This is a genomic window from Mesorhizobium sp. L103C105A0 (assembly GCF_000502215.1).
Lineage (GTDB): Bacteria > Pseudomonadota > Alphaproteobacteria > Rhizobiales > Rhizobiaceae > Mesorhizobium.
This window is the reverse complement of record NZ_AYXF01000001.1, coordinates 594413-615546: the sequence shown is the minus strand read 5'-3', so window position 1 is coordinate 615546 and position 21134 is coordinate 594413. Positions and strand designations below refer to the sequence as shown.

Sequence of the window (21134 nt, the reverse complement as noted above, 5' to 3'; positions counted from 1 at the left end):
TCTCCAGTCCTAAAAGGGGAGGACTTGGTCGAGGATCTGCTGACCGTAAGCGGGCTGCTGGATTTCGCTGACGCGGCCGCGGCCGCCATAGGAGATGCGCGCCTCGGCGATGCGTTCATAAGAGATGGTGTTTTCAGCGCCGATATCGGATGGACGCACCATGCCGGCGATGGTCAGCACCCTGAGCTCGTAATTGACGCGCACCTCCTGTGAGCCCCGGATCATCAGATTGCCGTTGGGCAGGACTTCGGTGACGACGGCGGCGACGTTGAGCTCGAGGTTCTCCGAGCGCTTGATTTCGCCGTCCGCATTGGTTTCGGTGGTGGAGCTCAGCCCCGCGTCGCCCTTGCCGCTGGTGGTGGCACCTTCCCATCCGAGGTTGACGTCATAGCCGAGCTTGCGCCCGGCGGTGCGGCTGCGGTCGTTCTGGTTCTTGAAGTTGGCCTTGTCGTTGAGCTTGATCCTGACGGTGAGGATGTCGCCGTCGCGCAGCGCGCGTGGGTCGGTGAACAACCGGCTCTGGCGATCATCCCACAGCGAGAATTTCTTCACTGGCGCGGGTGGCGTTTCGGGATAGGAGTAGGGCGCATTGACGCTGCCGGTAATGCCGGTGCCAACCGGCGACAGCGCCGGCTCCCTGCCGATCTCCCTGGGGTCGGAGGCGCAGCCGGCAAGTGAAGCGGTGGCGACCAGGGCGAGTATATGCGACTTCATGACGGGTCTACCCTTCGCGCCGCGCTGGCCATGATGCCGGTGAGCGTGGCTGCCGCCTTCTGGTCCATTTCGTTGAGAATGACGCCGGCCTTGCGCGAATCGAGTTTCATCAGGATGGCGGCGGCGAGATCGGTGTTGACCATGGCCAGGCGCTCGGCCGCGGCATCCGGTTTCATGCCGGCATAGATCTTGACGACGCCATCCTCGGCGCGGGCCAGGAAAACTTCACGCCGCTTCAGCCATTGCTCGTATTCGGCGCGCTTGTCGTCCAGCGCCTTCATGCGCTGGTCGATGCCAGCCTGCAACTGCTTCAACTCGTCGGCCTGCAGCGCGTAACGGCGGTCGCGGGCGGCGTCGGCGATGTTGGAGCAGAAGCGCTGGATCTCGCTTTCATCGGGCACCTTCTCGCGGACCAGCTGCTGCACTGCCGCCGGCTGTTGCCCGCCAGGAAGAACCTGCCGCACCGCTTTTTCCGCGCGAACAGTGCCGCCGGCAAGGACGGTGGCGGCGATGACGCAAGCTGCCAAGGCTGCGCTTCGGCGGTGCTGCTTTTGGGAAAAGAAATCGATCATCGGTATGGCCTATTGGAGAACCAGATCGGCCTGCAAAGCGCCGGCCGACTTGATGCCTTGCAAAATGGCAATGATGCCGTCCGGCTTGACGCCGAGACGGTTGAGGCCCGACACCAGCGTTTCGAGGTTCGGTCCGTCGAGCACATTGACGCGGGCGTCAGGCCGCGTGGCATCGATGGTGGTGAAGGGTTCCTCCGCTGTCACGCCCTTGGAGAACGGTTCCGGCTGGACGATCTTCGGCTGTTCGGTGATGCGCACGGTGAGCGTGCCGTGGCTGATCGCCACCCGCGAGATCTTGACCTCGTTGCCGATGACGATGGTGCCGGTGCGTTCGTCGATGACGACGCGTGCCGGCGTGTCGGTCTCGACCACCAAATTCTCGATCTCGGCGTAGAAGCGCGCCGCCGAAACATTCTTCGGCCGCCTGATCTGCACGGTACGTGCATCGCGCTCCGCCGCCATGCGCATGCCGAAGCGTTGCGAGGTGTAGCCGTTGATGGCGTCGGCGATGCGGACGGCAGTGGAGAAATCGGGGTTGCGCAATTGCAAGGTGAGCAGCGCCTGGTCCTCGAATTCGGCGCGCACAGTGCGCTCGACGATGGCGCCGTTGGGCACGCGGCCGGCCGTCGGCACGCCCTGCGTCAGCTTTTCGGCATCGCCTTGGGCAGTGAAGCCGGAAACGATGACCGAGCCTTGCCCGACAGCATAGATCTCGCCATCGGCCGCCTTCAGTGGCGTCATTATCAGCGTGCCGCCGGCAAGCGATGTGGCGTCGCCCATGGAGGAGACGTCGATGTCGATGCGGGCGCCAGACTGCACGTAAGGCGGCATGTTGGCGGTGACGATGACGGCGGCGACGTTCTTGGCCCGCGCGCTGCCACCTTCGGTGGCAATGCCGAGATTTTCGAGCATGGCGCGGATCGACTGTTCGGTGAAGGGCGAATTGCGCAGGCTGTCGCCCGATCCGGCGAGGCCGATGACGAGGCCGTAGCCGACGAGCTGGTTGTCGCGCGAAGCCTGCAGCTGCGCAATGTCCTTGATGCGCGATGCGACCTGGCCGGGTGGCAGAGAGCTTGGGCCGTTGGAGACCCTGAACATGCGGTTGGTGGTGGCCGGATCGTATTCGGGATCGACAAAGGCGCCGCCATTCTGGCCGGCAAGATCGCGCTTTTGCTTCGGCGTAAGACCGTCGGCCAGCGCCGGCTGCAGGCCGACAACGGCCGCGAGCAGAAGGGCAGCTCCGCGTCTCATGACGCGCTGACCCGGATGGTGCCGTCAGCCATCACCGTGCCGGAAAAGATCTTGCCGCTGTCTGTGTTGCGGACCTTTATCAAATCGCCGGCGGCACCCGGCTGCAGCGACACCGCCGTGGCCGAAATGGTGAGGTCGCCGGCGATGAAATAGACCTGCACGGCGGCACCCTGTTCGACCAGCCAGGCGTCGCGGATGGCGGCGACCGGGATATAGCGGCCGGGCAGCAGCGTGCGCTTGGCGACCTTGCCCTGGAGTTCCATGGCCTGCGTGGCGACCGCATCCGGCCTGTGCTTGCCGGGGAGCAGCGTCACCGGCTTCAGCGCGCCGGTGTCGATCATCTCGCCGGGATAGATGACCCGGTTGGGGATCAGCACGATCTCGCCGGTTGCCTGACTGCTTGCGACCTGGGTGGTGGTCTCCTGATTTGCCGCTTCCTGCGCAAACGCCGGCACACCGCCGGCTACCAGCGCGAGCATCAGCGCGGTGCGGCAAAGCGCGGAGCGGGAGGCCGGAGAGACCATCAAACCTTACCTGATGTTCTTGGACACGACGGAGGCCATGTCGTCGGCGGCCTGGATGACCTTGGAGTTCATCTCATAGGCGCGCTGCGCCGAGATCAGCTCGGTGATTTCCTTGACCGGATCGACGTTGGAGGCCTCGAGATAACCCTGCTCGACCGAGGCGAAGCCGGGATCGCCGGGCACGCCGACATTGGCCGGGCCGGAGGCCGGCGTCTCCTGGAACAGATTGTCGCCGAGCGGCGCCAGGCCGGCTTCATTGGCAAAGTTGGCGAGCTGCAGCTGGCCCAGCAGCTGGAGGTCGGTCTGGCCGTCGATGCGGGCAAAGACCTGGCCGGTCTTGTTGACGACAACTTCGATGGCATCGGTCGGCACGGTGATGGCCGGGATGACATTGGCGCCGTCGACGGTCACCAGCTGGCCGGTGGCGTTGGTATTGAAGGCGCCGGCGCGGCTGTAGAGCGTGCCGCCGTCGCCGCCCTCGATCTGGAACCAGCCGCGGCCCGTCAGCGCCATGTCGAAACTGTTGCCGGTCGAAGTCAGTTCGCCCTGCGTATGGACGTTGCGCACCGCCGTCGTCTTGACGCCGAGGCCGATCGACACGCCTTCCGGCACAAGCGATGAATTGGAGCGGTTGGGCACGCCCTGCGTGCGGTCGACCTGGTAGAGCAGGTCGGAGAATTCGGCGCGCGCGCGCTTGTAGCCGGTGGTGTTGATGTTGGCGATGTTGTTGGCAATGACTTCCAGATTTGTCTGCTGGGCATTCATGCCGGTCGCTGCGATGGCGAGTGCTTTCACGGCAAGTTCTCCTCAGATGCCCATACGGCTGATTTCGAGATAGGCGGAGACGACCTTGTCGCGGATCGCGATCGTGGTCTGCAGGGCCTGCTGGGCGCTCATGACGGCGTCGACGACCTGACGGGTATCGGCGTCGCCCCTGAGTGCCTGGATCGACACCTGCTCGGCATTCTGCAAGGTGTTGACGGTCTTCGAGGCGGCCTGGCTCAGCGCCTCGGCAAAGGTGGTGCCGATTTCGCTGCCGGCCATCGGCGCCTTGGTGCCCTGGAACAGGTCGGTCGTGGTATCGGCGCCACCGATCTCCGGCTTGAGGGGAAGCGATCCGATACCGCCAATGCCGCTGATCATTACTGGTTCCTCATCAGGTCGATGGTCATGGAGATCAGATCACGCGCCTGCTTGATGACCTGAAGGTTGGCTTCGTAGGAGCGGTTGGCTTCGCTCATGTCGGCCATCTCGACCAGCACGTTGACATTGGGCATCTTGACGTAGCCCTTGTCGTCGGCGGCCTCGTTGCCGGGCTGGAATTCGACGGGAAAGTCGCTGGGGTCGCGGTCGATGGAGTTGACCTCAACCGTCGTGCCACCCGAGGCACGATCGAGTTCCGAGACGAAACTGATGGTCTTGCGGCGATAGGGGTCGGCGCCCGGGGTGTTGCCGGTCGACTGCGCGTTGGCAAGGTTTTCCGAAACGACGCGCAAACGGTCAGACTGGGCGCTGAGGCCGGACGCGGCGATCTTGAGGGCTGAGGTCAAGGCGTCCATGGTCAGCTCTTCACCGCCATCATCATCATCGAATGGAAGGCCTTGACGATCGCGGTGTTGAGTTCAAACGAGCGGCGGACCTCGCCGGCCTTCATCAGTTCGTTCTCGACCACCACCGTGTTCTTCGAGGGCATGATGGCGCCGGTCGTCTCTTCTGGCTTGACCGTGAAGCCGGCATTAGTGGCGGCAGTGCCGAGGTGGCCTGCCTGGGTGGCGGTCAGCGACACTGCCGTGCGGTCGAGCACCTTCTCGAACGGCTCGACATCGCCGGCGGTGTAGCCCGGCGTGTTGACGTTGGCGATGTTGCCGGCAATGGCCGACTGGCGCACCGACAGCCATTGCGACTGCTTGGCGGCGAGATCGAAAAGATTGACGGGCTCCATGGGGATCTCCGGGCTGGTACGTACAAGACTAGGCTGCCAGTCTTGCGCGGACCTTGCGCGGCTCGGGGGTAAATCCGGTGTGCCGCTATTTGGAGAGTTCGATCACCTGGTCGGTGCTGGTGACCATGACCCACTTGCCGCCCCGTTGCTCGATCGACGAGACGACGCTGGTATCGGGCAGCTTCGAGCCGCGCTGGACGATCCACAGGCCGGCATCGTCCTCGATCATGGCGCGGCCATTGGCGACATGAACCATGCGAAATTTGGCGTCCGCCGGGAAGGGCTGCTCGTCGACGCCGGGAGGCTGGGTCTTGTCCTCGGGGTCCTGCAGCGTGCCGGTGGCGAACAGGTCGACATCGGGAACATCGTTTGCCGTCAGCGGCTGACCGCTGTTCTCCATCTGCGAGCCGCCGCTGACCCGCCCTGCATTGGTGCCGCTGCCGCCGAACTTGATCGCCTGCACGCCGAACTGGTCCTGATTGAAGAAGATATACCAGGGAAACAGCGCGCAGATCAGGCCAAGCGTGATGCCGAGCGCGGCAAAGACGATATCGCTGCGGCGGTCGGATTTCTTGTCGAGCCTGGGATATTGCGGCCTTGGCGGCTGCGGCCATTCGGTGACCGGGAACAGCCCGTCGAGAAGCGAGTCACGACTGGTCTCGATCGCTTCTTTGGGGCCGGCGCGAGGGGTCCTTGGCAATTCAGGCTTGACGACGCTGGGCAAGGCAGGCTCGGCCAAGCGAGGCACAGTGGACTCGACTACGCTGGCTACCCTGGGCAAGAATGGCCTGGCGGCCCTGGCCAGAATGGCCTCAGCCTTGGCGGCCTTGTCGAGATCGGCCTTTGCCCTGACAGCTCTCGCTTCGTTGGCCCGGGCTTCCTCGGCGGCACTGGCCTCTGCGATCATCTCGCGCAAAAGCCGCTCGGTGTACTGAAGCTCAGTCTCCTGCATCGACACTTTGCTTGCCTTTCAGATGACGGGCGAGGTCGGAGAATGCGTCGCTCGAGGCGCGATCCCTGGGCGACTGCGTCAGCGCCTCGTAGATCAGCGGCACCTGGCGCACGGCAATATCGAGCTCGGCATCGGCGCCGCCCTGATAGGCACCGAGCAGGCGGATGTCGCGGGTGTCCTCGAAGCGCGAGATCATCGATTTCAGCCTGGTCACCAGCATGCGTTGCTCGGGGCTCCATGCCTTGTCGGCGAGGCGCGAGATCGACGACAGCGGATTGACCGGGGGGTAGCGGCCCTGTTCGGCAATGGCGCGGTCGAGCACGACATGGCCGTCGAGGATGCCGCGTACCGAATCGGCGACCGGGTCGTTGTGGTCATCGCCGTCGACCAGCACCGAGATGATGGCAGTGATCGATCCCTGTCCTTTGATACCGGGGCCTTCAGCGCCAGGTCCGGCGCGTTCGAGCAGCTTCGGCAGGTCGGTGAAAACCGAAGCGGGATAGCCCCGGGCGACCGGCGGCTCGCCGGTGCCGGTCGCCACCTCGCGCAGCGCATGGGCAAAGCGGGTAATCGAATCCAGCACCAGCAGCACGCGATGGCCCTGGTCGCGAAAATGTTCGGCAACGCGCATGGCGGTATCCGGCGCGCGCCGGCGCATCATGGCGCTCTCGTCGCTGGTGGCGACGACGGCGACCGTCTTGGCCATGCTCTCTGCGCCGATCGTGTCTTCGAGGAATTCGCGTACCTCGCGGCCGCGCTCGCCGATCAGCGCCACGACCACGGTGTCGAAGGCGTCGGCGCCGGCCAGCATGGCGAGCAGCGTCGACTTGCCGACGCCGGAACCGGCAAAAATGCCGAGGCGCTGGCCGAGGCAGAGCGGCGTGAAGATGTCGATGACCTTGACCCCGGTCGTGAAGGCGGTGCCGACGCGCTGCCGCGCCATGGCGCCGGGCGTGGTGCCGTCGCCGCTCGCAGCCTCGCCGATCCTGATCAGCGGCGGGCCGCCATCGATGACGCGGGTCAGCGCGTCGATGGCGCGCCCGCGCCACGAGGCAAGCGGCGTTACCGTCAGCGGGCCGCGGCGAAACACGGCGTCGCCGATGCCGGCGTCGGCGCTGCGTTCGAAGGGGGCGATGACGACTTCGTCGCGGCCGATCCTGACGATCTCGCCGCGGCGCGTGCCGGCATTGCCGCGCTGTTCGACGAGGTCGCCAAGCCTGGCGACTTCAGACAGGCCGCGCACCTTGTAATGCGTTGGCGAAACCTCCGAAACACGGCCGCCGCGCCGCAGCAACGTCTCGGTGTCATCGAAGCGGCGCCAGATCCGCTCCAGCGCAGCCAGCCGGTTTTCCGGTGCTGTCTCCGGTTGCCGTTCAAGCGCGCGTATCGATGATTTGCTGCTCGACATGCTGCTACGACTTGGAGCCGAGCGTCTTGATGGCGTCGTCGGTCGAGGCATCTGTCTGGCGCATCAGCGCCGCCGTGTTCTCGAAGGCGCGCTGGACCATGATCAGGCGCGTCATCTCCAGCACCGGATTGACGTTGGATTCCTCGACATAGCCCTGCGCGACGCCGAGATCGGAACGGTCGGTGACCGGCTCCGGCGCACGCGCGGGCACGATGCCAGAATTGCCGTAGCGGACGAAATTCGGGCCGGGATCGAAATTGAACAGGCCGATGGCGCCGACGAGCTTGTCGCCCTGGCGCAGCGAGCCGTCGGCGCCCGCCTTGGGTGGGCCGTCGCGCGGGTCGAGCTGGATCGGCGCACCGCCGGCGTCGAGCACCGGATGGCCTTCGAGCGACATCAACTCGCCGTTCTCGTTCATCGAAAAACGTCCGTCGCGCGTCATCACGGTGCCGGCCGGGGTGTCGATGCCGAACCAGGCATCGCCCTGGACGGCGAAGTCGAACGGGTTGCCGGTCTGCGTCATCGCGCCATGCGCGCCGGACAAATAGGTCTTGCCGGAGGAGGCGAAGGACACCGATTTGGGGCCGCTGCCGGAGACGACATCCTCGAACTTCACGCCGGTGGCGCGAAAGCCGATGGTCGAGGCGTTGGCGACATTATCGGCGATGGTGTCGAGACGGCGCTCAAGCGCGATCTGCGAGGAAAGGGCGACGTAAAGGCTGTCCTGCATGGTGTTCTCAGAATCTCAGTTTCTGCATGGCCATCATCAGATCGGTCGAGATGCCGACGGTGGTCGGCTGCGCAAACAGCACACCGATCGATGTCTGGGCGGTCGAGGTCGGATGATTGATTTCCCAAAGGCTGGTGAAGCGGGTGAGGAATTTCTCGAGCTTGGCCGGGTCGGTGAAATCGGTGAGGTCGAGCTTTGCGTCGAAGGCCTGCGCCTGCTTGTCGATATCTGCGGCAGCGAAGGAATCGGGCAGGCCGATGGCGGTGCGTACCACGCTGGCCAGGGCCGTGTCGGCCAGCACGTCGTACCAGTTGGTGATGGTCGAGGCCTTGCGCTCGAAATAGAGCGCCAACCGCACGCCCTCATTGGTCTTGCCGGCGTCTTCTTCCAGGGTCTGGCGCATGTATTTGTCGACCACCGGCTGCTGCGACGGGCTGCGGGTCGTTGCCGCTTCGCCGTAGGCCTCGAAATTCAACGAGGTGGCGAGCCTGGCATAGGCCTTGTTGGAGAGCTTGTTGGCGACACTGGCGGGATCGCGGACACCGCCCTCAAGGACATCACGGACGAGATCCTTGTTGGTGGTCGCCGGATCGAGCCCGCTTGCGGACAGAGCATAGTTATAAAGGCGGCTGTCGGCCATCAGGTCGTCGACCGATTTCACCTTGGTGATGTTGGCGAGGTAGTAGCTGGTCTCGGCCTGGACGGCGTCCGCATTCGGCTTGATGAGGCCAAGACTGGACTCGGTCGTGTAGAGCTTCGGCGTGGTCTTCAGCACCGCGTCGCGCGTGATCGTCTGATCGCCATACTGGGCAAAATCAAAGGCGCTGACGAAGTTGGCGTAGCTCTTGTCGGTCAACAGGTTGGCGGGACTCAACGGATCGGTGACGCCGCCATTGACCATGGTGCGGATCTGCTTCGTCGTCTGGGTCGATGCATCAAGCCCATAGGCAGCCATGGCGAAGGTCAGCAGGCGCTTGTCCTTCAGCAGGTCTTCGATGGACTTCACCTTGGAGATGTTGGCTGCGTAGTAGTCGGCCTCGCCCTTGATGTATTGCGCGGTCGGCTTGACGAGCAACAGTCCGGTTCCGCCGATCACAGCCTTCGGCACCGCCTGCTGGACGGCGTCGCGCGCCGTAGCCTGGTCGCCATATTGGGCAAAGTCGAAAGCCGCGACGAAAGCCGCATAGCCCTTGTTTGTCGACGTGTTTGCGGGGCTGTTCGGGTCGGTGACGCCGCCTTCCAGCATGGCCCGCACGGTCGCAGCCGGCTCGGCGTCGGCGTCCAGGCCGAACGCGGCCATCGCATAGGTGAGCAGGCGATCGTTGCCCATCAGGTCGTCGATCGATTTTACGTTGGAAATGTTGCTCAGGTAGTACGAGGTTTCGCCCTTGTAGTAGGTGAAGCCGTTCTGCGAAGGGCCGACCGAGACCTGGAGACCATAATTGTTGGTCACGCCCTGCTGTGCCGAATTGTAGCTCGTGGCATTAGCGCCAAGTGCGGCGAAATTGAAGGCCGACACGAACTCGGCATAACGCTTGTCGCTCAGTTTGTTGGCGAAGCTGTCGGAATCCGACACCCCTTCCTTCAGGGCTTTGACCATGAAGGCCTTGGCGTAAGCCATGTCGCCGAGACCGAAGGCTTTCATGGCATATTTGAACAGCCGGTCGTTCTTGACGAAATCGTCGATCGATTTCACGCTGCCGATGTTCGCGAGATAGTAGTCGGTGTCGCGCTTGGTGATCGGCTCCGCCTCGATGCGGTCGATCGCCTTGGGGATGTCCCTGGCGATGAGCTGGTAGCTGGTAAAAGTGCTCAACACGACATGCCTCCGGTCGCAGCTTCAAAAGCAAGACTATGCGGACTTGCTTGCGCGAGGCTGAATCGCCTCACCTTGCATGATTCAAGCCTCACACAAGGCACGGGGGCTATCGGTTAGGCCTGACGTGATGCGGAAGGATCTGGCGTGGGCATTCTGATCGGACTTGTGGTGACGCTCGGCTGTGTTCTCGGCGGCTTCATGGCGATGGGCGGCCATCTGCATGTGCTGATGCAGCCTTGGGAAGCGGTGGTCATCTGTGGCGCCGCACTTGGAACCTTTCTCGTCGCCAACCCGATGAAGACGGTCAAGGACACCGGCAGGGGTATCCTCGAAGCGTTCAAGCAGGCGGTGCCGAAAGAGCGCGACTATCTGGAGACGCTGGGCGTGCTGCACAGCCTGATGCGCGAACTGCGCTCGAAGTCGCGCAGCGAGGTCGAGGCGCATATCGACAATCCGGAGGAGTCGGCAATCTTCCAGGCGTTCCCGACCGTGCTCAAGAACCACGACCTGACGAATTTCATCTGCGACTACTGCCGCATCATCATCATCGGCAATGCCCGCTCGCATGAGATCGAGGCGCTGATGGACGAGGAAATCCAGACCATCAAGTCCGACAAGATGAAGGCTTACCATGCGCTGGTGGCGGTGGGCGATGGTCTGCCGGCGCTCGGCATCGTCGCCGCCGTGCTCGGCGTGGTCAAGGCGATGGGCGCGCTCGACCAGTCGCCCGAAATCCTCGGCGGCCTGATCGGCGCTGCCCTTGTCGGAACCTTCCTCGGCATCTTCCTGTCCTATGCGGTGGTCGGGCCGGTCGCCACCAAGATCAAGACGGTGCGCGAGAAGAAGAACCGCCTCTATATCATCGTCAAGCAGACGCTGCTTGCCTACATGAACGGCGCCCTGCCGCAGGTGGCGATCGAGTTCGGTCGCAAGACCATCTCGTCCTATGAGCGGCCGACGATCGATGCCGTCGAGCAAAGCACGATGAACACAGCTTCCGCCGAGAAGAAAGCGGCTTGAGCCATGCATGACGACAGACAGGACCGCACGCCGTCATGACAAGTCCTGGCAGCCCCTCGCAAGCCCGCTCGCTGATCATTGAGCGTCTGGTCGGTGACAGCGGTGAGGCCGCTCATGTCATCGGCACCGGGCGCTCGATGGGCGAGCGCGCCCTGCCGCTGCTGCAGAAGAGCCTGGCCGGCGAACTCGGCGCACCGGTCACCGTCGACCTGCGCGCGGTCGAGATCAGCCGTGTTCCCGATGCCCGCACGAATGCCGGCGATGCCTTTGCCATGGCCATCATAGCATCGCCGACGTCTTCGGATGCGATGACGCTGGTGGCTGATGCGCCGGCCATCGCCGTGATGGTGTGCGCGCTGTTCGGCGGCGATCCGGATCAGCCGGTTTCGCCGATCGAGCGCGCTCTGTCGCAGATCGAGACCGATGTCGCGACCACGGTCTTCCAGGAAGTTGCGCAGGCGTTGAACGGATCGGGCCGGCGCTCGCTCGAGCTGCGGCTGCCGGTGCCGCGGGCGCTTTCGGGCAGCGAAGCCAAGCGTCGCGTGCTGCGCGATGGCGCGGCGGTGCGCATCGTCTTCGGCATCTCGACGCCGACCGACAGCGGAACGGTCACGGTGATGATCCCGCAGCGCATTCTGCTTGCCACACGCGGTATCGCCGATGTCCACGACAGCGAAGGCACGACCTCCGACTGGCGGGCACGTTTTTCCGAAGAAGTGATGCGCTCGACGGTGACGCTCGAAGCGACCATGCCGCTGGCCCGCCTGACGCTCGGCGATCTCGCCGGTTTCGAGCCAGGCCAGGTCATCGAGTTCGAGGAAACCGCGCAGTCGCAGGCCAAGCTGAGCGCGCGCGACAAGACGCTGTTTGTCTGCGAGTTCGGTAAACTCGGGCAGAACTACACCGTCCGGATCAGGCATCCTTACGATGCCGGTCAGGATTTTATCGATGGGCTCATGCCGGGCTGACGCCGGGCAAGCCCAAGCATTTGGAGACGACTGATGGCCAAGACCAAGGTGGAAGCCAATATCGACCAGCCGGACGAACAGCTCGACCGCGCCATCGAGGAATTGCGCGGCGTCCTCCAGGAGGAGGAAAAGCGCCCCGACGCCGCCTTGCGGGCTGCCACGTCCGGCGCCAATTCCAACATCATCATGAGCATCCCGGTCGATGTGCAGATCATCCTCGGCAGTACGGAAATGCCGGTGTCGGACCTGATGGCGCTGCAGAAGGGCTCGACGGTGGCGCTCAACCGGCGCATCGGCGAACCGGTCGATGTCGTGGTCAACGGCCGCAAGATCGCGCGCGGCGAGATCACCGTGCTGGAAAGCGATCCGTCGCGCTTTGGCATCAGGCTGACCGAAATTATCGCGGCGACCAAGGGCGCTTGAGCAATGAATGACATGCGGTCTCAGCAGGAGCGGATGCCATGACGACGCCGGTGACGCTCACGCGCCCGCAAAAGGCCGCCGCCATCCTGGTGGCGATGGGCAAACCTTCGGCCAGCCGGCTGCTGAAATTCTTCAAGCAAGAAGAACTGAAGGCACTGATCGAAGGGGCGCGGCTGCTGCGCACCATTCCGCAAAGCGACCTCGAACGCATCGTTGCCGAATTCGAGGCCGAGTTCACCGAAGGTGCGGGCCTGCTCGATTCCGCCGACCGGATGGACACGATCCTCAATGAATCGCTGTCGCCCGAAGAGATGAGCGCCATCATGGGCGACAAGCGCTTCGAGGTTGCGCCGGAAGGGCCACCGCCGATCTGGCCGGAGCTGGAAAAGCTCGAACCGACGCGTCTGGGCACATTCCTTGCCGCCGAGCATCCCCAGACCGCGGCCATGGTGCTGTCGAAGCTTGCGCCGCAAGCCGCCGCCAACATTTTGCTGACCATGGAAAAGCCGATGCGCAGCGAGATCATCAAGCGCATGGTGACGATGGCGACCATTCCGGACGCGGCCACCAGGATCATCGAGAACCAGCTGCGCGCCAGCGTGCTGGCGCAGACCGCGACCAAGGATATCTCGGCGGGACAGGCGCGCGTCGCCAGTATGCTCAACGAGATGGACAAGCCTCAGTTGGAAGAGGTCATGCAGGATCTGGAAGAGGCCGGCACGCCGGACCTCGGCGGTGTTCGCTCCAGGTTGTTTGCCTTCGACGATCTGCCGCTTTTGACGCAGAAGGCGAGGGTACTCCTTTTCGACGGGCTGTCGACCGAACTGATCACGCTGGCGCTGCGCGGTGCGGCGCCCGCATTGACGGAATCGGTGCTGTCGGCGATCGGCGCACGGTCGCGGCGCATGATCGAGTCCGAGCTCGGCCAGGGCTCGGAAGGCATTCAGCTTGCCGACATCATGACGGCGCGCAAGAACATCGCGGTGGCGACAATCCGGCTTTCGCGCGAGGGGGCTTTCGAACTGCCCTCATCGCAGCAGAGCGAAGCGGCTTAACGCCGAGCGCTGAATGGCTGAAGCGGCGGACAAAGACTCCAAAACCGAAGACGCGACCGAAAAGAAGATCCGCGACACCGTCGAACAGGGCAAGCTGCCCCATTCGCGAGAGGCCGCACTTCTGGCGTCCTTCATCGCCATACTGGTGTTCACCGTCTTCTACGCCAAGGACGCGGTCGTTGATCTCGGCATGTTCCTGTCGATGTTCCTGGAAAAGCCCGAGGCGTGGCCGATGGACACCGAGACCGACGTCATCGCGCTCTACAAGACCGTGATGATGGAAATAGGCAACGCCGTCGTCAGCCTGCTGGTGCTGCTGGTGGTGGCCGGCATCGGCGCCTCGGTGCTGCAGAACATGCCGCAAGTCGTCGGCGAGCGGATCCGGCCGCAACTGTCGCGCATCTCGATAGCCAAAGGCTGGACCAGGATGTTCGGCATTCAGGGCTGGGTCGAGTTCCTGAAATCGCTGGGCAAGCTCGGCTTCGCCAGCATCGTGCTCTACTTCACGCTATCGCAGGACTACCGCCAGCTCCTGGCCGGCATGATCACCAACCCCGTCGCTTTCGGCCTCGTCATCAAAAGCATCACCGTCGACATATTGGTGGCGATCGTCTTCGTCATGGGGCTGATCGCGGCGGTCGACGTCGTCTGGTCGCGCTTCCACTGGAAGCAGGATCTGCGGATGACCAAGCAGGAGGTCAAGGACGAGTTCAAGCAGTCCGAGGGCGACCCGATCATCAAGTCGCGGCTGCGCTCGCTGGCGCGCGACCGGGCGCGCAAGCGGATGATGACGGCGGTGCCGCGCGCGACGCTGATCATCGCCAATCCGACGCACTTTTCCATCGCGCTCAGATATGTCCGCGACGAGGATTCAGCACCCATGGTGCTGGCCAAGGGCCAGGACCTTGTGGCGCTCAAGATTCGCGAGATTGCCAAGGAGCACAACATCCCGATCTTCGAGGACGTGGCGCTCGCCCGCTCCATGTACAAGCAAGTTTCGGTTGATAGCGTGATCCCGTCGCAATTCTACCAGGCCGTCGCCGAACTGGTGCGGATCGTCTACTCCAAAAAGGCTGAGCGGAGACAAATTTCATGAACCGCCAACCGCACGCAAAATCCCGCGAACTCATCGTCGCCAAGGCCATCGAGCAGGTGGTCGACGAGTTGCGGCTGATCGACGTCGCCGACTACATCGCCTTCATCCGGCTCGAGCATTTCGCTTGCCTGTCGGATCTGGTGGATTCGGCTGTGGAGCTTTTTTTCCTCCCAGGCACGCTCAGGCTCGGCCATGGCGGAGAGGCACATGTCGACTGGAGCGGCAGCCCGCGCATCGTGCTCGATCTCGAGCTTCGGCCGCCGGGCGTCACCGTCTATTTCCAGCTGACGCTGAGCGAGGAGAGGTCTTCGGTCGCGGTCAACTATGTGTCGTTCGAAAAGCCCGGGGAAGACCCCGAGCACAACACCGCTTTGCTGGAGACGGTGATCGAAGAGGCGCGAATCCGCAGGACCGAGCCGCTCGCCTATCGCTGATCTTTTGTCTTACTCCAACTGCCAGACGCGATCACTCGATCAGCCCCAGCCGCAGCGCCTTGGCCACCGCCTGGTTGCGGTTGACCGCGTTGAGCTTCTGCGTCGACTGGGTGAGATACTGGTTGGCGGTGTGGACCGACAGCTTCAACAGCCTGGCGATCTCTTCGCTGGTGTTGCCGTTGGCGGTCAGCTTCAGGCACTCCAGTTCACGCTTGGAGATCGACCGCATCCGGCCGGCATCGTTCGGACGAATGCGGGCGACGGCGGCGAACAGCGAAAAACAGCGGGCGTGGATTTCGTAGAGCGTGTCCTCCGGCAAAGCGATCGTCGAGCCGAGGAACACCACCAGCCCGCAATGGCCGCGATCGGCATGGACGGGAAAGCCAATGCCGTTGGTGCCCGGCGCCAGCGGCTCCGTCCGCTCCGCCCAGGCGAGGTTCTTGAAGACGGCGTCCGAGCCGGCGATGCCGTCATCGGCCCACCAGCGCGGCGCTGTCGAGGCGCCGCTGTGGCGAACCATCTCCTCACCGTTGGCGCCGGCAATGAATTTGGTTGTCACCGCGGTGGCGGGATAGTCGGAATCGAAGCTCGGCACCAGGCGCGCCCGTTCCGGCGAGGGGCTGACGAAGTAGAGGCCAAACGCCGACGCGTTGATGTCGACGGCGATCCAGCGGCAGCGGCGCACCGCGTCCGGGATGGTAACGGCATGGTGCGTCTCGGAACCGATGGAGAAGGCGCCGAACGGATTGCGCTGCTCGTTGAAAAGGGCTTCGGCCGCCGCCTTGATGTCAGCATGTTTCAAATGATGCCGCTCCTGATCGCCGTGGCGATGGCCATCGCGCGGTTCGACGCCGCGAATTTCTGGATGGCGTGGGTGATGTAGCTGTTGACGGTGTTGGACGAGACCCCGAGGATCACTGCGACCTCATCGGTGGTTTTGCCTTCAGACACCCAGAACAGGCATTCGCGCTCGCGGTCGGACAGCGGGTCCTGCATGGCGACGGCGGCGATCAATTGCGGGATGGCGGACAGCGCGTAACAGCACTTCAACTGAGCCTTCATCAGCGCCGGCTGGTCGATACTGCCGGCCTCGGCCGCCGAGAAAAGCGCAAACAGCCGCTGGCGGCCGACATTGAGCCGCAGTGAATAGACTTCGGCATGTCCAAGCACGTCGAGCAGGCGCGCCTCTTCGCCTGTGAGCAGTCCGCCGGCGTCGGGTGCCGCGGCGGCGACCAGGGGCCTCGGGCGGATGCCAGGTGCAACGGTCAGCGGTCCCTGGGCAAGGCCGGCGATCAGCCGCTTGCCGATCAGTTCAATGGCGTCGAAGATCCAGTTGGATGAGACGATGCGGGCGTCGTTGCGGTCCTGGTCGTGGACGATGGCGACGAGCATGTAGCTGTCGGCGCCGATCTCGGCGGCAAGCTGCATGAAAAAGGAGGTGAGATCGCCGCGCGATTCGAGGCGCGAGCCTAACGTATCGGATTGGAGAAGCGCGGCGGAACTGCTCATTGGATGCTTTGGTTGTATGTCATGGCCGGAGTCTTTTCTTGAGCCCGGACGCTGGGGTTAGCAGCGGCCGAACTTGAAGACGCATCACGTTTACGAAGCACTCACACGGCGCGGCGGTCGCGCTGATCGCCGAATCCATTCAGGGAACGCGAAGCCGTCCGCGTCTGGTGCCGGTCATTGGCCGGAACTTGAGACTTTGGGTGGTCGCCGCGCCCCCCAAGGACCGGCTGATTCGGGTCTAATCTACCCGCAGATGAATCCGACATCAAACGCGATTTGACAAAATCAATATTATTGGACTCAAGCGACTCAGGGGCTGCTTTCGCGGCCTTTTCCGCCGCAAAAGGCCTGAAACGCCGACACGAAAAAGCCAGAGGGTGTTGCGATACTGCCGTATCGAGGGCCGATCGATTCCGATAGGGTCTCGGCAGCCGGCAGGGGTGGGCATCCCTTCGGTCATACGGCGGATTTGGCGGCGCTTGCTCGCGGCCATCAGCATCGGGGGTCATGATGAAGCAGGTTTTCCTGGCGTTCACGGTGGTGCTTGCGGCTCTTGCCGGCATGGCAGCGCCCGCCAAGGCTGAGCCGACCGTTACCTATGCGCTCGACAACGGGCTGCAGGTGGTGCTGGTGCCCGACCATCGCGTGCCGAAGGTGGTGATGAACCTGCGCTACCGCGTCGGGTCGATGAATGAACCCGCGGGACGCTCGGGCTTTGCGCATCTGTTCGAACATCTGATGTTTTCCGGCACGCCGGCCTGGCCGAACGTGTTCGGCGCGCACGCCGCGCTCGGCAACGAGATCAATGCCTGGACCACCGAAGACGGCACGGTTTATTACGTCGACGGGCTGTCGTCGTCACTGCCGATGATCTTGTCGCTGGAGGCCGACCGCATGGCCAATCTCGGCCGCTCGGTGACTCAGGCCAAGCTCGATCTGCAGCGCTCGGTGGTCAAGAACGAGATGCGCCAGAACGTGCTCGACAAGGCCGGCGCATCCGGCTGGGAAGCTTTCTGGTCCGGGCTGTTCCCGAAGCCGCATCCCTATAGCCGCATGGTCATCGGCTCGGTCGCCGATCTCGATGCGGCGACGCTCGACGATGTCAGGGGTTTCTTCAACAGCTACTATCTGCCCAACAATGCGGTGTTGGTGCTGGTCGGCGACTTGGAGATCGACGACACCAAGGCGCTGATTGCCGACACGTTCGGCCGCGTGGCGCGCGGCGCCGATGTGGCGCGGCCCGCCGTGCCGGAACCGACGCAGGCCCGGCTCAAGCTGGTGCTCGAGGATCGCGTGCCAAGCCCCATCGTTGTGGTCGGCTTCAGTGGCCCGGTGGCGCAGTCGCCCGACAATGGTGCGCTCAGCATTGCCGCCGAACTGCTCGGCAACGGCGAATATGGTTTTTTGCGCAACCGGCTGGTTTCGCAGTTGGGCATTGCCACCTATGCCAGCGCGAGCTGGACCGGCGGTCTGCTCGGTGGCCGCTTTACCTTCGAGGCGGGTGCCGCCGAAGATGTGGCGCCGGAAGCGCTGGAAAGCGCGATGAAAACGGCGTTTGCGGATTTCCTGAAGACCCCGCTCGATCCGGTCGATGTCGAGCGTGCGCGCACCGGCATCTTGCAGGCAGCGCGGCTCGGCAGCGAAGCATTGAAGGATCGCGCCGGCGTCGTCTCCTACAATGCCGACGTGCTCGGCGATGCGCAGAGCGCGCTGGTCGACGACCCGCGGGTGAAGGACGCCAGCGTGGCGGATCTCGAGGCAACGATGAAGCGGCTGTTGAAACCGGAAGACGCCAGCGTGCTGGTGCTGAAGCCCGGCCCGCGCGGCGGCTATCCCGATGCACTGATCGGCTCGTCCGGCACACCGCAGCCGTTCACCGCGCCGGAGCGAGCGGCGATCGACATTCCGAAGCATGCGGCCGGGCAAGCGCCTTCGGCAACACTGCCCGCCATGGAAACGGCGACGCTCTCGAATGGCATCAAACTCGTCCACTACACAATGCCGGAAGCGCCGATGGTCTATGTCGCGGCCAGTGCCGCCGGCGGCTGGAACAGCGTGCCGGAAGGCAAGGAGGGATTGCTGGAGCTTGCAGCAAGCATGGCGACACGCGGGGCCGCCGATCGCGGCTCGGCTGATTTCGCCAAGGCGGCCAGCGACATCGGCGCCGGCGTCAGCCACCAGGCCGGAACGCTGGCCACGATGATGACGCTTGGCGTGCCGCCGGAAAAGCTCGACCAGGGTATTGGGCTGCTCGCCGACGCGGTACTGAAGCCTCGTTTCGACAAGACCGAATGGACGGTGCTGATGGCGCAGACGGTCGACTGGCTAAACGGCCGCGAGGCGGATCTGCCCGGCGTTGCCGGCCGCATGGCAAAGGCGACGCTGATCCCGCAGGTGCCGGGCAAGGCAGCGGTGGACTGGTCGGCAAAGGCGCTGGCCTCGATCTCGCTCGACGAGGCGAGGGACGCATTCAAGGCGGAGTTCACGCCGAAGGCGGTGACCTTCTACAGCGTCGGCCCGATGCCGGTCGCGACCGTCGCCGCCAGCCTTGAAAAAGCATTTGGCGCGTGGACAAGCGACACCGCCGGCTATGCCGTCGAGCCGTCGCCGGCGGCGCATTTCAACGGGGGACAGAAAGTGCTGCTGGTGCCCGAACCCGGCGCCAGCCAGTCGGCGCTGTTCGTGGCGCGGCCGGCGCCCGGCACCGACGAGAGCGAGCGCGCTGAATCGACCGCGGTCTCCAACCTGCTTGGCGCCGATTTCTCCAGCCGGCTGAATTCGGTGATCCGCGAGGAGAAGGGCTACTCCTATGGCGTGTCGAGCTATCTGATGAGCCCGATGAAGGCCGGCTCGGGATTGGTCGTGGCAACCACCGTCGAGCGCGCCAACACCGGGCCGGCGATTACCGAAATCCTGAAAGGATTTGCCGGCCTGACAACCTTGCCGGTAGCGCAGGACGAGGTCGACCGCACGGTGACCGTCTATCGCCGGGCGCTGGCTGGATCGGCCGAGACGTCGGCTGGTCTGTTCTCCTCGCTGATTGGCGCGGTCGGCAGCGGATCGACGCTGGAGGACCAGCAAACCCGCATGGCGGCGCGCACAAAGCTGACGCTCGATGCGGTTCAGAAACAGGCGCTGGCCCTGGCGTCGCTCGATCCGTCGCTGATCGTGGTGGCGGGCGACCCCGATGTGGTGATGCCGCAGCTTGCCGCGATCGGCCTCAAGGACGTCGAGATCGTCAAGCGTGACGAGGCTGGCGAAGACACGGCGATGCGGGCGCTCGATCTTCTCGGGGGCAATCGCCAGGCGCCGCTGTCTGCCTCGCCGTGGCGGGTTGGCGATGGCGGCACGACACGCGCGGTGCACGCCTGCGCCGGCGACAGGGATTGCGGCGCGCAGATCCACGCCGACTGATCGATACGAGGCGGCCGCCGGCCGCGTTTAAATCTTGGGCAACTTTGTTTCGGGGAAACGATGAGCGATTCATTTCGGGAAGTAACGTCCGTCTCGTGGTTCGGGCGGATCAAGCGCGCGGTCGGCGGGGTCATCTTCGGCCTTATCCTGATCGTGCTGATGGTGATCGGGCTGTTCTGGAACGAAGGCCGCGCCGTGCAGACGGCGCGCTCGCTGGCCGAAGGTTCTGGAGCGGTGGTTTCGGTCGGCGCCGACAGCGTCGATACCGCCAATGACGGCAAGCTGGTTCATGTCAGCGGACTGGTGACGGCGGACAGCGGCCTGGCGGATCCGGATTTCGGCATCGCCACGCAAGGGCTGCGGCTGTCGCGCAGTGTCGAGATGTATCAGTGGAAGGAAGAGTCCAAGTCGGAGACGACCAAGAAGCTCGGCGGTGGCGAAGAGACGGTGACCACCTACAGCTATTCCAAGGTGTGGGACGACAGCCAGATCGACTCGTCGGACTTCAAGAAGCCGGACGGCCACCAGAATCCGCCGATGGAAATCCACGGCCGGACCTTCCAGATTCCTGAGGGCAAGCTTGTCGCCTTCGATCTCGATACGCCAGTGCTGGACCGTATCGAGGGTGACAAGGACTATTCGCTCTCAGCCGACCAGTCGGCGGCGATAAAGGCTGCCTATACCGGAACGAAACCGCTCAGCATCGTCGATGGCAAGATTTTTCTCGGCAATGACAACACGACGCCCGCTTTGGGCGACTATCGCATCGGCTACGAACTGGCGCCGCTGGGCGTGATCAGCATCATCGCGCGCCAGGCCGACAGCCGCTTCGAGCCCTACCAGACGCAAGCCGGCGATGCGCTGCTGATGGTCGACACCGGCAACGTCCCGGCCGAAAAGATGTTCGCCGACGCCGTCAGCGCCAACACGCTGATCACCTGGCTGCTGCGCGGCGCCGGCTTGCTGTTGCTGACCATAGGCTTTGCGCTGTTCCTCAGCCCGATCGGGGTGATCCTCGATGTCATACCCTTCCTCGGCAGCATGGCGCGGATGGGTACCGGCATTATCGCCTTCGTCCTGGCGATCCTGGTCGGCACGGTGACGATTGCGATTGCCTGGTTCTGGTACCGGCCGTTGCTGGCGGTGGCCATCCTGGCGACAGGCGTGATTGCGGCGGTGATTGTCTACCGCATCGGCCGGTTGCGAAGGCCAGCCGTTCCGGTGGTTGCACCCAACCCGGCTGCGGCCGCCTAGATGGTCGGGGCGGCCGGAGCCGCCCCATATCTCCTTGGCGCAATTCCGG

Annotated in this window: 22 protein-coding genes; 8 read left to right on the top strand and 14 right to left on the bottom strand. The window is 64.0% G+C overall.

Going from position 1 to position 21134, the window contains the following annotated elements:
* Positions 1 to 9 precede the first annotated feature (9 nt).
* The 12 genes from flgH to X727_RS161620 all read right to left on the bottom strand — a co-directional run bounded on the left by flgH (position 10) and on the right by X727_RS161620 (position 9912).
* Entirely contained in the window at positions 10 to 714 is a 705-nt protein-coding gene (gene flgH / locus X727_RS161565; protein WP_023673654.1) for a flagellar basal body L-ring protein FlgH, read from the bottom strand.
* Entirely contained in the window at positions 711 to 1286 is a 576-nt protein-coding gene (locus tag X727_RS161570; RefSeq protein WP_023833558.1) for a MotE family protein, read from the bottom strand. The genes flgH and X727_RS161570 overlap by 4 nt, the downstream gene beginning before the upstream one ends.
* A 9-nt stretch (positions 1287 to 1295) precedes the next feature.
* Positions 1296 to 2537: a flagellar basal body P-ring protein FlgI gene (locus tag X727_RS161575; RefSeq protein WP_023833557.1), complete on the bottom strand. Its 1242-nt coding sequence runs from the start codon at positions 2535 to 2537 to the stop codon at positions 1296 to 1298.
* Positions 2534 to 3061: a flagellar basal body P-ring formation chaperone FlgA gene (gene flgA / locus X727_RS161580; protein ID WP_023737678.1), complete on the bottom strand. Its 528-nt coding sequence runs from the start codon at positions 3059 to 3061 to the stop codon at positions 2534 to 2536. The genes X727_RS161575 and flgA overlap by 4 nt, the downstream gene beginning before the upstream one ends.
* Before the next feature lie 6 nt (positions 3062 to 3067).
* Positions 3068 to 3856 (bottom strand): flagellar basal-body rod protein FlgG, encoded by a 789-nt coding sequence (flgG, locus tag X727_RS161585; RefSeq protein WP_023673650.1) that lies wholly within the window; start codon positions 3854 to 3856, stop codon positions 3068 to 3070.
* 12 nt (positions 3857 to 3868) lie between these two features.
* A complete protein-coding gene (locus X727_RS161590) occupies positions 3869 to 4204 on the bottom strand; it encodes a flagellar hook-basal body complex protein FliE (protein ID WP_023737680.1) in 336 nt (111 codons plus the stop codon).
* Entirely contained in the window at positions 4204 to 4620 is a 417-nt protein-coding gene (gene flgC, locus X727_RS161595) for a flagellar basal body rod protein FlgC (protein ID WP_023686341.1), read from the bottom strand. Before flgC ends, X727_RS161590 begins: the two co-directional genes overlap by 1 nt.
* 2 nt (positions 4621 to 4622) lie before the next feature.
* Positions 4623 to 5003 carry a flagellar basal body rod protein FlgB gene (flgB, locus tag X727_RS161600; RefSeq protein ID WP_023683310.1) on the bottom strand — a complete coding sequence of 127 codons (381 nt, stop codon included), beginning with the start codon at positions 5001 to 5003 and terminating at the stop codon, positions 4623 to 4625.
* A gap of 85 nt (positions 5004 to 5088) precedes the next feature.
* On the bottom strand, positions 5089 to 5955 hold the full coding sequence (locus tag X727_RS161605; protein WP_023673646.1) for a hypothetical protein: 867 nt from the start codon (positions 5953 to 5955) through the stop codon (positions 5089 to 5091).
* Positions 5942 to 7363, bottom strand: a complete 1422-nt coding sequence (gene fliI, locus X727_RS161610) for a flagellar protein export ATPase FliI (protein WP_023751306.1) — start codon at positions 7361 to 7363, stop codon at positions 5942 to 5944. Before fliI ends, X727_RS161605 begins: the two co-directional genes overlap by 14 nt.
* 4 nt (positions 7364 to 7367) lie before the next feature.
* Positions 7368 to 8093, bottom strand: coding sequence for a flagellar basal-body rod protein FlgF (gene flgF / locus X727_RS161615; RefSeq protein WP_023671749.1), 726 nt, complete (start codon positions 8091 to 8093; stop codon positions 7368 to 7370).
* A 7-nt stretch (positions 8094 to 8100) separates the two neighbouring features.
* Positions 8101 to 9912: a DUF1217 domain-containing protein gene (locus X727_RS161620; RefSeq protein ID WP_023686338.1), complete on the bottom strand. Its 1812-nt coding sequence runs from the start codon at positions 9910 to 9912 to the stop codon at positions 8101 to 8103.
* 144 nt (positions 9913 to 10056) lie between these two features.
* On the opposite strand from X727_RS161620, the gene motA reads away from it, so the two are divergent.
* The 6 genes from motA to X727_RS161650 are packed head-to-tail and all read left to right on the top strand — an operon-like array spanning position 10057 to position 14908.
* On the top strand, positions 10057 to 10932 hold the full coding sequence (motA, locus tag X727_RS161625; protein ID WP_023671751.1) for a flagellar motor stator protein MotA: 876 nt from the start codon (positions 10057 to 10059) through the stop codon (positions 10930 to 10932).
* Between the two features lie 35 nt (positions 10933 to 10967).
* Positions 10968 to 11900: a FliM/FliN family flagellar motor switch protein gene (locus X727_RS161630; RefSeq protein ID WP_023683478.1), complete on the top strand. Its 933-nt coding sequence runs from the start codon at positions 10968 to 10970 to the stop codon at positions 11898 to 11900.
* A 33-nt stretch (positions 11901 to 11933) separates the two neighbouring features.
* Positions 11934 to 12323, top strand: a complete 390-nt coding sequence (gene fliN / locus X727_RS161635) for a flagellar motor switch protein FliN (protein WP_023683477.1) — start codon at positions 11934 to 11936, stop codon at positions 12321 to 12323.
* Positions 12324 to 12361: 38 nt separating this feature from the next.
* A complete protein-coding gene (locus X727_RS161640; protein WP_023683476.1) occupies positions 12362 to 13378 on the top strand; it encodes a flagellar motor switch protein FliG in 1017 nt (338 codons plus the stop codon).
* A gap of 13 nt (positions 13379 to 13391) precedes the next feature.
* Entirely contained in the window at positions 13392 to 14474 is a 1083-nt protein-coding gene (gene flhB, locus X727_RS161645; protein ID WP_023683475.1) for a flagellar biosynthesis protein FlhB, read from the top strand.
* Positions 14471 to 14908: a hypothetical protein gene (locus X727_RS161650; protein WP_023671756.1), complete on the top strand. Its 438-nt coding sequence runs from the start codon at positions 14471 to 14473 to the stop codon at positions 14906 to 14908. Before flhB ends, X727_RS161650 begins: the two co-directional genes overlap by 4 nt.
* Before the next feature lie 31 nt (positions 14909 to 14939).
* Here X727_RS161650 and X727_RS161655 read toward each other — a convergent pair whose 3' ends face one another.
* Positions 14940 to 15710 carry a helix-turn-helix transcriptional regulator gene (locus X727_RS161655; RefSeq protein ID WP_023683474.1) on the bottom strand — a complete coding sequence of 257 codons (771 nt, stop codon included), beginning with the start codon at positions 15708 to 15710 and terminating at the stop codon, positions 14940 to 14942.
* A complete protein-coding gene (locus X727_RS161660; protein ID WP_023683473.1) occupies positions 15707 to 16417 on the bottom strand; it encodes a helix-turn-helix transcriptional regulator in 711 nt (236 codons plus the stop codon). The genes X727_RS161655 and X727_RS161660 overlap by 4 nt, the downstream gene beginning before the upstream one ends.
* Before the next feature lie 507 nt (positions 16418 to 16924).
* On the opposite strand from X727_RS161660, the gene X727_RS161665 reads away from it, so the two are divergent.
* Entirely contained in the window at positions 16925 to 19831 is a 2907-nt protein-coding gene (locus X727_RS161665; RefSeq protein WP_023833556.1) for a pitrilysin family protein, read from the top strand.
* 60 nt (positions 19832 to 19891) lie between these two features.
* Entirely contained in the window at positions 19892 to 21085 is a 1194-nt protein-coding gene (locus X727_RS161670) for a TMEM43 family protein (RefSeq protein WP_023744235.1), read from the top strand.
* Positions 21086 to 21134: the final 49 nt, after the last annotated feature.

Excerpts from the sequence above, each read along its gene's own strand:
- fliI (WP_023751306.1), bottom strand. The coding sequence starts at position 7,363 with ATGTCGAGCAGCAAATCATCGATACGCGCGCTTGAACGGCAACCGGAG.
- flgB (WP_023683310.1), bottom strand. The coding sequence starts at position 5,003 with ATGGAGCCCGTCAATCTTTTCGATCTCGCCGCCAAGCAGTCGCAATGG.
- X727_RS161670 (WP_023744235.1), top strand. The coding sequence starts at position 19,892 with ATGAGCGATTCATTTCGGGAAGTAACGTCCGTCTCGTGGTTCGGGCGG.
- X727_RS161665 (WP_023833556.1), top strand. The coding sequence starts at position 16,925 with ATGATGAAGCAGGTTTTCCTGGCGTTCACGGTGGTGCTTGCGGCTCTT.
- fliN (WP_023683477.1), top strand. The coding sequence starts at position 11,934 with ATGGCCAAGACCAAGGTGGAAGCCAATATCGACCAGCCGGACGAACAG.
- X727_RS161640 (WP_023683476.1), top strand. The coding sequence starts at position 12,362 with ATGACGACGCCGGTGACGCTCACGCGCCCGCAAAAGGCCGCCGCCATC.
- X727_RS161630 (WP_023683478.1), top strand. The coding sequence starts at position 10,968 with ATGACAAGTCCTGGCAGCCCCTCGCAAGCCCGCTCGCTGATCATTGAG.
- flgC (WP_023686341.1), bottom strand. The coding sequence starts at position 4,620 with ATGGACGCCTTGACCTCAGCCCTCAAGATCGCCGCGTCCGGCCTCAGC.
- flhB (WP_023683475.1), top strand. The coding sequence starts at position 13,392 with ATGGCTGAAGCGGCGGACAAAGACTCCAAAACCGAAGACGCGACCGAA.
- X727_RS161660 (WP_023683473.1), bottom strand. The coding sequence starts at position 16,417 with ATGAGCAGTTCCGCCGCGCTTCTCCAATCCGATACGTTAGGCTCGCGC.
- flgH (WP_023673654.1), bottom strand. The coding sequence starts at position 714 with ATGAAGTCGCATATACTCGCCCTGGTCGCCACCGCTTCACTTGCCGGC.
- flgF (WP_023671749.1), bottom strand. The coding sequence starts at position 8,093 with ATGCAGGACAGCCTTTACGTCGCCCTTTCCTCGCAGATCGCGCTTGAG.
- X727_RS161650 (WP_023671756.1), top strand. The coding sequence starts at position 14,471 with ATGAACCGCCAACCGCACGCAAAATCCCGCGAACTCATCGTCGCCAAG.
- X727_RS161575 (WP_023833557.1), bottom strand. The coding sequence starts at position 2,537 with ATGAGACGCGGAGCTGCCCTTCTGCTCGCGGCCGTTGTCGGCCTGCAG.
- X727_RS161570 (WP_023833558.1), bottom strand. The coding sequence starts at position 1,286 with ATGATCGATTTCTTTTCCCAAAAGCAGCACCGCCGAAGCGCAGCCTTG.
- flgA (WP_023737678.1), bottom strand. The coding sequence starts at position 3,061 with ATGGTCTCTCCGGCCTCCCGCTCCGCGCTTTGCCGCACCGCGCTGATG.
- X727_RS161590 (WP_023737680.1), bottom strand. The coding sequence starts at position 4,204 with ATGATCAGCGGCATTGGCGGTATCGGATCGCTTCCCCTCAAGCCGGAG.
- X727_RS161605 (WP_023673646.1), bottom strand. The coding sequence starts at position 5,955 with ATGCAGGAGACTGAGCTTCAGTACACCGAGCGGCTTTTGCGCGAGATG.